This is a genomic window from Lactiplantibacillus garii, from assembly GCF_003885105.1.
GTDB lineage: Bacteria > Bacillota > Bacilli > Lactobacillales > Lactobacillaceae > Lactiplantibacillus > Lactiplantibacillus garii.
Map to the genome: position 1 here is coordinate 1 of NZ_QWZQ01000151.1, position 288 is coordinate 288.

Genomic DNA, 288 nt, shown 5'->3' on the forward strand with positions numbered 1-288 from the left:
TAGCTAGCACCCTTATTAACTTTCGACTATAATAGAAAGGTTAAGATTAATTGTAATTCAAATAAACCTATGGAGGCCATACTACTCTATGATTCACTACGTCGCGCGTTGGAATCCTAAAAACGAAAAAAATACGTGGTCTGGTACAACTTATTTTCTGTACGAGGCATTAAAATCCAAAACAACTATTGATCGCATTGATGCACCCAGCGCTTCAATAGCGCGAAAAGTTATTGCTAAACTAACTAAGATCCCCTTAAATTATAATTATAATTATATGAATCACAT

General features: G+C 34.0%; 1 protein-coding gene. It reads left to right on the forward strand.

Annotated elements, in window-relative coordinates:
- Positions 1–88: 88 nt before the first annotated feature.
- Positions 89–288, forward strand: a 200-nt coding sequence (locus tag D1831_RS14790; protein ID WP_404819907.1) for a hypothetical protein, incomplete at its 3' end; no start/stop codon positions are given.